Below are 10,662 nucleotides of genomic sequence, written 5' to 3' on the forward strand. Positions count from 1 at the left end.
TCGCCACCTTCATGTGGAACAACCAGGAACACCTGGAGGCCTACGTCGCGATCCCCGCGATGGGCGCGGTGCTGCACACCCTGAACATCCGGCTGTTCCCCGAACAGATCGAGTTCGTCGCCTACGAGGCCGAGGACCGGATAGTGATCGCCGACGTGTCGCTGATCCCGATCCTGGCGCCGGTGCTGCCCCGGTTGGAAACCGTGCACACCGTGATCGCGGTGGGCGCCGGCGACATCGCCCCGCTGGAGGCATCCGGCAAGCGGGTACTGCGCTACGACGAGGTGACCGCCGCCGAGCCGGATCGGTTCGACTGGCCCGACATCGACGAGAACTCCGCTGCGGCGATGTGTTACACCAGCGGAACCACCGGCCACCCCAAGGGGGTGGTCTACGGCCACCGATCCAGCTACCTGCACTCCATGGCGGTGTGCAGCGGCAACGGCATGGGCCTGAGTTTCTCTGACAAGGCGCTGCCGATCGTGCCGATGTTCCACGCCAACGCCTGGGGCATTCCCTACGCCGCGCTGATGGCCGGCGCCGACCTGGTGCTGCCGGACCGGTTCATGGACGCCAAGTCGCTGGTGAACCTGATCGAGACGCAGCGTCCCACGGTGGCCGGGGCGGTGCCGACCATCTGGAACGACGTGATGAACCATCTGGATCGCGAGCCGGGACACGACATCTCGTCGCTGCGGCTGGTGGCCTGCGGCGGTTCGGCGGTGCCGGTGTCGCTCATGCAGAACTTCGAGAAGAACCACGGAGTCCAGATCCGGCAGTTGTGGGGGATGACCGAGACCTCGCCGATGGCCACGCTGGCCTGGCCGGCCCCCGGCACGCCGGCGGAGAAGCACTGGGAGATCCGCTCCACCCAGGGCCGGCCGATGTGCGGGGTGGAGGCCCGCATCGTCGACGACTCCGGGGCGGTGCTGCCCAGCGACGGCGTGGCGGTGGGGGAGTTGGAGGTCCGCGGACCGTGGATCACCGGGTCCTACTACCGCGACACCGACCCGTCGAAGTTCACCTCCGGCTGGCTGCGCACCGGCGATGTGGGCCGGATCGACTCGCAGGGCTACATCACGCTGACCGACCGCGCCAAGGACGTCATAAAGTCCGGCGGGGAGTGGATCTCCTCGGTGGAACTGGAGAACACCCTCATCGCCCACCAGCAGGTAAAGGAGGCGGCTGTGGTGGGCGTGCCCGACGAGCGGTGGCAGGAACGCCCGCTGGCCGCGGTGGTGCTCCAGGACGATGCCTCGGTCACCGCCGAGGATCTGCGGGAGTTCCTGGGCGACAAGGTTGTTCGGTGGTGGCTGCCCGAGCGCTGGACGTTCGTCGAGGAGATCCCCCGCACCAGCGTCGGCAAGTACGACAAGAAGACGATCCGCGCCCGCTACGCCGACGGCGCCTACGACGTCATCACCCTCTGACCTCTGCTTCTGACCGCGAGCAGACGTAAATGTCCTCGACACGCCGCGACCAGGGGGGCGTTCACGTCTGCTCGCGGGGGGAGTTCGGGGGGGAGTTCGCGGGGGGAGAGCTAGTCTGCCTCCTGTGACGCTTCGCGTGGTGCAGTGGGCCACCGGCTCGGTCGGCACGGCCGCCGTCAAGGCCGTGCTGGAACATCCCGAACTCGAACTCACCGGCTGCTGGGTGCACTCCAAGGCAAAGGCGGGCAGGGACGTCGGCGACATCGTCGGCACCGCGCCGCTGGGCGTCACCGCCACCGACAGCGTCGACGAGATCCTCGCCATGGATGCCGACGCCGTGGTCTACGCCCCGCTGCTGCCCGACGCCGACGAGGTCGCCGCCCTGCTGCGCTCCGGCAAGAACGTCGTCAGCCCGGTCGGCTGGTTCTACCCGAGCGAGACCGAAGCCGCCCCGCTTCGGGCCGCGGCGCTGGCCGGAAACGCCACCCTGCACGGCGCCGGCATCGGCCCGGGCGCGGCCACCGAACTGTTCCCCCTGTTGCTGTCGGTGATGTCTACCGGCATCACCCACGTCCGGGCCGAGGAGTTCTCCGACCTTCGCACCTATGGCGCCCCCGACGTGCTGCGCCATGTGATGGGCTTCGGCGGGACGCCGGAGAAGGCGCTGCGCGGACCGATGCAGAAACTGCTCGACGGCGGCTTCTTCCAGTCGGTTCGGCTGATCGTCGACCGCCTCGGCTTCGCCGCCGAACCGGTCATCCGCACCAGCCAGCAGGTGGCGGTGGCAACCGCACCCATCGAGTCCCCGATCGGGGTGATCCAGCCCGGCGAGGTGGCCGGACGACGATTCGCCTGGGACGCCGTGGTCACCAACGTCGTCGTCGTGCGGGTCGCGGTCAACTGGCTGATGGGCGAGGAACACCTGGAGCCGGCGTGGTCGTTCGGCCCGGCCGGGGAGCGCTACGAGATCGAGGTTCGCGGGCACCCGAACACCTTCGTCACGATCAAGGGATGGCAGCCCGAATCCGTGGCGGAGGGGCTGGCGTCGAATCCGGGCATCGTCGCCACCGCGGCGCACTGCGTCAACGCCATCCCGGCCACCTGCGCCGCGGAGCCCGGCATCAAAGGATTCTTCGACCTGCCGCCGCTCACCGGCCGGGCGGCGCCGCTGTTCGCCCGCCGGTAGATCAGGCCGGTAGGTCAGGCACCGGCGGAACCACCGCGCAGATAGACGGTGGTGGTGTGGGTGAAGAACTCCCGTGCGGCCGCCCCCTGCTCCTTGGGGCCCAGTCCGCTCCTCTTGACGCCGCCGAACGGAACGTGCGGATCGGCACCCGCCGATTCGGAGTTGACGTGCAGGACTCCCACGTCGATGGATTCCATGGCCTGCAACACCCGGGTCAGGTCCTGGGTGAAAACGGCTGCGCTCAAGCCGAATTCGCTGTTGTTCGCCAACGCGAAGGCCTCCTCGGCGTCGGGTGCGCGCCGCACGGCCAGCACCGGGCCGAACAATTCCTCGGCCCAGATGTCGGCGGGGCCGTCGAGCTCCACGATGGTGGGCGCCACGAAGAAACCCCGGGACAACGGCCCGTCGCTGTAGGGCCCGCCGCCCGCCAGCACCCTCGCCCCCTGGGACCTGGCCCCGTCGACTCCGGCGGTGACCGATGCCTGCGCCGAATCGGCGATGACCGGACCCATTTCAGTGCGGTGGTCGGCGGGATCGCCCACCACCAGGGCGTCGGCGCGTCGCACGAGTGCGGCGATGAACCTGTCGGCGAGCCCCTCGGTGAGGATCAATCGCGAAGTGGCGGTGCACTTCTGGCCGGCGCAGCGGAACGCGCCCAGCATCACCTGCTCGACGGCCAGGTCGAAATCGGCGTCGTCGAGAACGACCGCCGCGTTCTTGCCGCCCATCTCGGCCTGAACCGGCACGCCTCGGGCGGCGGCCGCGGCCGCGATGCGCCTGCCCACCCCCGTGCTGCCGGTGAAGGAGATCGCCGCGACACCGTCGTGGTTGAACAGGGTTTCCCCGACTTCGGAATCGCCGATCACCAGGTTCAACACACCGGGGGGCAGTCCGGCCCGGGTGAGCGCCTGGGCCAGTCGCATTGCCAGCAGCGGAACCGAACCGGCCGGTTTCCACACCACCGTATTGCCGTGGACCAGCGCCGGGGCGACCTTCCACGCCGGGATGGCGATCGGGAAGTTGAAGGGCGTGATCACACCCACCACGCCGACCGGTTTGCGGGTGACCAGTATCCGTTCGCCGGCCCGCGGCGATGCGAAGATCTCGCCGGCGGCCCGGTCGCCCTCGGCGGCGTAGTACCGCAGGATCTGCGCGGCGCGGCGGACCTCGGCAACCCCTTCGGCTCGCGTCTTGCCCTCCTCGACTGCCAGTTCCAGCCCCCAGTGCTCGGCATTGAGGTCGACGACGGCGGCGGCGGCACCCAGCACCGCGCCGCGGGAGTGGATCGGGGTGGCGGCCCAGCCGGGGAGCGCCTCGGACGCCGAGTGCACGGCGTCGTCCACATCGGCCCGGGTCGCCGAATTGCCCTCGGCGACAATCTCATTCGGGCGGGCCGGGTTGACGCTGCGGACCGGAGGGCCGCTGCCTCCCCGCCACTGCCCGGCGACGAGATGGCAGATTGCCGCCGTCATGTCACCGGAAGGCCGCGTGCCCGGTGAGCGCCTTGCCGATGGACAGCAGGTGCATCTCCGAGGTGCCCTCGTAGGTGAGCACCGACTCGAGGTTGTTGGCGTGCCGCAGCGGGGAGTACTCCAGAGTTATTCCGCTGCCGCCCAGAAGCGTTCGGCATTCCCGGGCGATCGCCAACGCCTCGCGCGCGTTGTTGAGCTTGCCCAGGCTCACCTGCTCGGGCCGCACCCCCTCGGCGTCCTTGATCCGACCAAGGTGAATCGCCAGCAGGACACCCTTGCCGAGTTCCAGGGCCATGTTGGCCAGCTTCTCCTGGCTGAGTTGGTAGCTGGACAGCGGACGGTCGAACACATCGCGGTTAGCCGTGTAGGCCAGCGTGGTCTCCAAGGCGTCCCGGGCGGCGCCCATCACGCCGAAGACGATGCCGAAGCGGGCCTCGTTGAGACACGACAGCGGGGCTCCGAGGCCGCGGGCTTCGGGTAGTCGCGCCGATGCGGGCAGTCGCACGTTGTCCAGCACCAGTTCCGAGGTGACCGATGCACGCAGCGAGAGCTTCTTGTGAATGACGTTGGCGCTGAACCCCGGTGTGTCGGTGGGAACCAGGAATCCGCGTATGCCGTCGTCGGTCTGCGCCCAGACGGTGGCGACGTCGGCGAGGTTCCCGTTGGTGATCCACATCTTGGTTCCGTTGATCACCCAGTCGTCACCGTCACGGCGTGCGCGGGTCCGCATACCGGCCGGGTTGGAGCCGAAATCGGCCTCGGAGAGCCCGAAGCATCCGATGGCCTCGCCGGACGCCAGTCGGGGCAGCCATTGGAGCTTCTGTTCCTCGGAGCCGTAGCGGTGGATGGAGAACATCGACAGTGAGCCCTGTACCGAGACGAAGCTGCGGAAGCCGCTGTCGCCGGCCTCCAGTTCCATGCATGCCAGGCCGTAGCTCACCGCGTTGGTGCCCGCGCAGCCGTAGCCCCGCAGGTGCATGCCCATCACGCCGAGTCGCCCGAACTCTCGGGCAAGTTCCCGGGGCAGTGCGCCGGACTCGAACCAGTCCCCGACATGCGGCCGCAGCCGGGTGTCGACGAACCTGCGGACGGTGGCGGCGATGTCGCGTTCGTCTTGGTCGAGCAGCCGGTCGACGTCGAACAACTCCAGGGGGGCGTAGGTGTCCTCCCGCGGTCCGGCCGAGGTGACGGTCATGGGTGTTCCTTCCCTGTCAGTACTCAGGGTAATCCCAGGGCTGTACCGCCGGGTTCCGTCGCGCAGTCGGGGAGGTGGTCACGCCGGTTCGGCGTCAGCCCCGTCGAATCGGTCCAGCGCCCGCGCGGCCAGTTCGTGGCCCAGGTCGATCATCTCGGCGGCGCGGTGGAAATCCAGGCTGCGGCAGGCGGTGCGCGGCACCTCGATGAGGACATCCGGGGGGTAGGCCGCCATCTGGTGTCGCGCCAGCGCGGCCTGCGCGATGTCGATGGTCCGCATCATCACCGCGAAGCTGCGCAGCTTGGGCGTCTGCGCCCCGCGCCCGGTCGGGTCGAACTCCTCGATGGCGCCGGTTGCATCGGTGTCGATATCTGCGATGTCGAACGGAGCCGTTCCGGCGCCGAACCGGTCGAGAAGGGCGGAAGTGCCGCGCCACAACCGGTTCAGCCGATCGCGGGTCGGCCTGATCTCTTCGTCGCCGACCTCGGCGTCCATCCCCGACACACTCACCGCGACGGTGAGATCGGCGTTGGTCGCCGCGATCGGAGCGATCGGCAACGGATCGAGGATGCCGCCGTCGGCCAGGATGCGGCCGTCGAGCACGTGCGGTGCGATCACCCCCGGAATCGCGATCGACGCCCGGATGGCCTCGTCGAGCGGCCCGCGCTGCAACCACACCGACTTTCCGGCGATCAGGTCGGTGGTGACCGCGGTGTAGGGAACGGAGAGTTCCTCGATGGTGACATCGCCGACGATGTCGCGGACCGCGTCGAGGATCTTGCCCGCGCGCAACACCCCGGGGGCCGAGATGGACGGGTCGAGCAGCCTCAGCACGGCCGGGCCGGTCAGGGTGCGGGCCCACCGGGCGAACTCCTCGAGCGACCCGGCGGCGAACAAACCGCCCACCAGGGCGCCCATCGAGGAACCGGCTATCCCGACCACCTCGTACCCGCGGTCGCGAAGCTCATCGATGACGCCGATGTGGGCGTAGCCCCGTGCACCGCCGCTGCCCAGTGCCAGGGCTACCCGTTTGGCCACGAGCCCATTGTCACCGGCGGGACCTCGGCGGTTCCGGTCGGCCCGATCTCCGTTCCCGCGGCCGCACTCAGCAGCCGCCGTCGGCGGCGGCCTTCACCGCGATGATCACGGCCGCCTGCTGGGCGTTGCTCAGTTCGGACCAGGTCTTGTTGAACGTCGCCGGGCCGGGGTTCTTGCCGTTCTGCAGATCACCCAGGTAGGGCTCAACGAGGGTGTGCGGGTCGCCGCCCTTGGCGTCCATCCATGCCTTGGTGGCCAGGCAGGATTGCGCGTACTGCTCCTCGGTGGACTGTGCCGGCTCGTCGATCCTGGTCGTCACGCCGCCTGCCGAGATCCCGATCGGGCCGCCGCCCGGCGCTGCCGGCGCCTGCTGCTTGGAGGTCGCCGGCGGGGCGGCGGACGGCGCCTCCCCGGCCTGCTCGGCACCGCCTTTGGAACAACCGGTCAGCAGGACGGCGGTGCCGACGAGGAGGGCGGCGCCGAACCGGACGCGATCACGAGTACTCAGCATGGTGGCCAATCTATGCAACCTCAGGGGTTTTGGGGTTTCGCGGGGCGGGATGTCGGTCACTGCGGGTAGTCCTGTGTGACCATCCCGCGCAGCCGTTCGGTCTTCTCCGGCGTCCACCCCGGCGGCCGCATCACCGCCGCCCAGGCGTTGACGACGTCCTTGACGTAGCGGTGCCCGTGGCCGTCGGGAACGTCCACCGCCACCGCCATGTCGGCGGCGACCTGAAGGAAGGTGACCACCGGAATCCAGTTCATGTCGCCGGACACGTCGTAGCCGCGGGGCTCACGCAGCCAGTCCGGTTCGGCGAACAGCAGATCCGGGTCCCACCAGGCGATCGGGTCCGAGGCGTGCTGCAGGTAGGCGATGCGCGGGTTGCCCCACGGCTTGTCCGGTCGGCCGAGGTTGTCCGCGCGGGCGGCGAAGCGCACGTTGGCGCCGTCATCGAAGATCGGCAGCCACTCCGGTGAGCCCGGGTCGCGGTTGAGGGTGATGGCGTCGCGCATGGTGTTGTTGAACGTCGGTCCGGAGAACAGCGCGCCGTCGGTGCGGGCGATGATGTTGTTGGGACTGAGGAACGGCGCCTCGCCGCCGAACGAGCCCAGGCTCTCGCCGAACACCACTATCTTCGGCCGCTGGGCTTCGGGCAGCGCGCGCACCCTCTCATCGACCGCTTCGAACAGCGCCTGCCCGGCCTGACGGGCGTTCTCCTTGTCCACCAGGAACGACAGCCAGCTCGGCAGGAACGAGTACTGCATGCTCACGATCGCGGTGTCGCCGTTGTACATGTACTCCAGCGAGTCCGCCTCGGCGGCGTTGATCCAGCCGGTGCCGGTGGTGGTCGCCACCGCGATGACCTTGCGCTTCAACCCGCCCGCGCGTTCCAGTTCCCGGGCGGCCAGCTCGGCTGTGGCGCGAATCCCCTTGGCGGAGTTCAGCCCCGCGTATGCGCGGATCGGCTCGGTCGCCTTGGCTCCGTTGAAATCACCGAGCTGGTCGACGGTGGGGCCGCCGCGCATGAAGATGCGGCCCTGATGGCCCAGCGACGCCCAGGACACCAGCGAGCCGGGACCGCCGGAGCGCAGCGGCGTGGTCGGCGCGGGATGGTTCGGGTCCATCTCGTCGTTCACCGCGGAGAAACTCTTGTTGAGCAGACCCATCGCGCCCCGCACCACCACGCCGTTGAGAACGGCGATCCCCACCGAAAGCAGAACAACGACCGTCACGACGAAGGAAACCCGCGGTGGCGCGACGCGACCCAGTTGCCGGGCCAGGAATCGCACCAGCCGCCCGACCAGTTGGCCGACTTCGACGAAGACGAACAACAGGATCACACCAAGGATGCCGGCCTGAATGTAGTTGTACCACTTGAGTCTCGGCACGCCCATCAGATCGCGTACATGGTCCTGCCAGTAGTGGAAGTAGACGATGCCCAGCACCACGCCCAGCGTTCCGAGAGTCACCAGCGCCAACCACGCCCAGCGCGGCGCGGGCGGACTGCTCTGTCGGGACTGCATGAACCGCGCCAGCCACACCCCGAACACACCGAGGCCGTAGCCGATGGCCCCGGCGACGCCGCTGACGATGCCCTGGAACATCGGGCCGCGCGGCAGCAACGAGGGCGTCATCGACAGCAACAGGAACAGCAGGCCGACGGCGGTGCCGGTGAAGGTGTACCGGCGCTGCCACCAGTCGCGTTCGGGTGCGGCGGAATTCGTCGCTGCGGAGACGACGTCGGGGACGACCACGCCACGACCCTATCGGTGGGTGAAGTTGGGAGCGCGTTTCTCGGTGAAGGCCGCCATCCCCTCGGTCTGGTCCTCGGTGGCGAACGCCGAATGGAACAGCCGCCGCTCGTAGAGCAGGCCCTCGGCGAGGGAGGACTCGAAGGCCCGGTTGACGGCCTCCTTGGCCATCCGCGCCGCCGACCGCGACATCTGCGAGATGGTGGTGGCCACCGCGCCGGCCTCCTCGAGCAGGTTGTCGGCGGGCACGACCCGCGACACCAGGCCGCTGCGTTCGGCCTCGGCGGCGTCGATGGTGCGCCCGGTCAGGATCAGGTCCATCGCCTTGGCCTTGCCGATGGCTCGGGTCAGCCGCTGCGAGCCGCCCATGCCGGGCAGCACTCCGAGCTTGATCTCGGGCTGGCCGAACTTGGCGGTGTCGGCGGCGATCAGCACGTCGCACATCATGGCCAGCTCGCAGCCCCCGCCCAGCGCGAACCCGGCGACAGCGGCGATCAGCGGGGTGCGCACCGCCGCCAGCCTGCCCCACGCGGCGAAGAAGTCGGACTCGAAAACCTCCGAGAAGGACAGCGTGGCCATCTCCTTGATGTCGGCTCCGGCGGCGAACGCCTTCTCGCCGGCGCCGGTCACGATGATCGCGCCGATACCCGGGTCGGCGTCGAATTCGGCTGCCGCACCGGTGACTTCGCGCATCACCTGGCTGTTGAGCGCATTGAGCGCCTGCGGGCGGTTGAGGGTGATGGTGCCGACCCGATCGGAACGGCTTACCAGGATGGTCTCGTAACTCACAGTTTCTCCTCTAGAACGTCAGGTCGGGATCGGCCGGCATGAAATAAGCCGCCACATCGTCGTCGGTGACCGCGGCGATCGACGACGGCGACCACTGCGGGTTGCGGTCCTTGTCCACCAACTGGGCGCGAATGCCTTCCACGAAATCGTGGGACCGCAACGACGCGCACGACACCCGGTACTCCTGCACCAGCACGTCTTCCAGGCCGCCCAGTGCCGCAGCCCGGCGTACCGCGGCCAGGGTGACCGCCAGCGCGACGGGGGAACGGGTGGCGATCAGTTCGGCGGCGTCGTTCGCCGGCCCCTGCCCGTGGCCGCGCAACTCCGCGACGATGTCGGCGACGGTCGGCCCGGCGTAGCAGCTGTCGATCCAGTCCCGCTGCGCGGCGAGTTCACTGCGCGGCGGCTCCTGGGCGAAGGCGCTCACCGCGGCTTCCGGGCCCTCGGCGGCGACCAGGGCGGTGAACGGCCCGAGGTCGGCCTGCGGCACGTAGTGGTCGGCGAAACCGAGTTCGATGGCGTCGGCTCCGGAGAACGGGGCGCCGGTCAGGGCGGCGTGCAATCCGAGCAGGCCCGGCGTCCGGGAAAGCAGGTAGGTGCCGCCGACGTCGGGGATGAACCCGATTCCAACCTCGGGGAAGGCGATCCTGGACTTCTCCGTCACCACCCGCACGCTGCCGTGCGCGCTGACCCCGACGCCGCCGCCCATGACGATGCCGTCCATCAGGGCGACGTAGGGCTTGGGATACCGCCCGATGCGCGCGTTGAGGCGGTACTCGTCGAACCAGAACCGCCTTGCCGCGACGCCGTCGGCCCTGGCGCTGTGATAGAGCGCCACCACATCCCCACCGGCGCAGAGGCCGCGCTCGCCGGCCCCGCCGACCACCACGGCGCGCACGTCCTCGTCGCCCTCCCAGGCAGTCAGGGCGGCATCCAGGGCGGTCACCATGGCGTGGTTGAGCGAGTTGATGGCCTTCGGGCGATTCAGGGTCAGGAACCCGACCCCGCGTTCGGCGCGGACCAGGACTTCGTCGGTGTCGGCGGTCACCGTCGGAGTTTTACCAGGGGCGAGACCACTGGCGAATACCGGGATGGCAGGTAAGGTGAACCTACGACGGCAAAATCCGGAAGGCTCCTGCGGGAACCGGTCGGGCGGTTCGTTCGTTGACAGGGTGTTTCATTCGTCTTACTGGGAGGATCCCGCGGTGCGGCAAAGCAGCAACCCGGTATTCCGTTCGTTGCCACAACAGCAACAGGGCGGGTACGCGCAATTCGGCACCGGTATCGCCGGTGCTCAGC

The 10,662-nt window shown here is 69.1% G+C and carries 9 protein-coding genes and 1 pseudogene; 3 read left to right on the forward strand and 7 right to left on the reverse strand.

Going from position 1 to position 10,662, the window contains the following annotated elements:
* Together ADBZ5U_RS10825 and ADBZ5U_RS10830 are read left to right on the forward strand one after the other, a co-directional pair.
* Positions 1–1,430, forward strand: a 1,430-nt coding sequence (locus ADBZ5U_RS10825; RefSeq protein ID WP_526265255.1) for a long-chain fatty acid--CoA ligase, incomplete at its 5' end; no start/stop codon positions are given.
* 124 nt (positions 1,431–1,554) lie between these two features.
* Positions 1,555–2,616 carry an NAD(P)H-dependent amine dehydrogenase family protein gene (locus tag ADBZ5U_RS10830; protein ID WP_526265257.1) on the forward strand — a complete coding sequence of 354 codons (1,062 nt, stop codon included), beginning with the start codon at positions 1,555–1,557 and terminating at the stop codon, positions 2,614–2,616.
* A gap of 14 nt (positions 2,617–2,630) precedes the next feature.
* Here ADBZ5U_RS10830 and ADBZ5U_RS10835 read toward each other — a convergent pair whose 3' ends face one another.
* The 7 genes from ADBZ5U_RS10835 to ADBZ5U_RS10865 all read right to left on the reverse strand — a co-directional run bounded on the left by ADBZ5U_RS10835 (position 2,631) and on the right by ADBZ5U_RS10865 (position 10,411).
* Positions 2,631–4,088 carry an aldehyde dehydrogenase family protein gene (locus tag ADBZ5U_RS10835; protein WP_526265259.1) on the reverse strand — a complete coding sequence of 486 codons (1,458 nt, stop codon included), beginning with the start codon at positions 4,086–4,088 and terminating at the stop codon, positions 2,631–2,633.
* A 1-nt stretch (position 4,089) separates the two neighbouring features.
* Positions 4,090–5,283: an acyl-CoA dehydrogenase family protein gene (locus tag ADBZ5U_RS10840; RefSeq protein ID WP_526265261.1), complete on the reverse strand. Its 1,194-nt coding sequence runs from the start codon at positions 5,281–5,283 to the stop codon at positions 4,090–4,092.
* Between the two features lie 78 nt (positions 5,284–5,361).
* A complete protein-coding gene (locus tag ADBZ5U_RS10845) occupies positions 5,362–6,321 on the reverse strand; it encodes a patatin-like phospholipase family protein (RefSeq protein WP_526265263.1) in 960 nt (319 codons plus the stop codon).
* Between the two features lie 67 nt (positions 6,322–6,388).
* Positions 6,389–6,832, reverse strand: coding sequence for a lipoprotein LpqV (lpqV, locus tag ADBZ5U_RS10850; protein WP_526265265.1), 444 nt, complete (start codon positions 6,830–6,832; stop codon positions 6,389–6,391).
* 56 nt (positions 6,833–6,888) lie between these two features.
* On the reverse strand, positions 6,889–8,577 hold the full coding sequence (locus ADBZ5U_RS10855) for an alpha/beta hydrolase (RefSeq protein WP_526265267.1): 1,689 nt from the start codon (positions 8,575–8,577) through the stop codon (positions 6,889–6,891).
* Between the two features lie 9 nt (positions 8,578–8,586).
* On the reverse strand, positions 8,587–9,363 hold the full coding sequence (locus tag ADBZ5U_RS10860; RefSeq protein ID WP_526265269.1) for an enoyl-CoA hydratase: 777 nt from the start codon (positions 9,361–9,363) through the stop codon (positions 8,587–8,589).
* Between the two features lie 10 nt (positions 9,364–9,373).
* On the reverse strand, positions 9,374–10,411 hold the full coding sequence (locus ADBZ5U_RS10865; protein WP_526265271.1) for a 3-hydroxyisobutyryl-CoA hydrolase: 1,038 nt from the start codon (positions 10,409–10,411) through the stop codon (positions 9,374–9,376).
* A gap of 43 nt (positions 10,412–10,454) precedes the next feature.
* Here ADBZ5U_RS10865 and ADBZ5U_RS10870 point away from each other — a divergent pair.
* Positions 10,455–10,662: pseudogene (locus ADBZ5U_RS10870) on the forward strand (hypothetical protein); the annotation flags it as partial.

It is taken from the genome of Mycobacterium sp. (assembly GCF_040398885.1).
Classification (GTDB): Bacteria; Actinomycetota; Actinomycetes; order Mycobacteriales; family Mycobacteriaceae; genus Mycobacterium.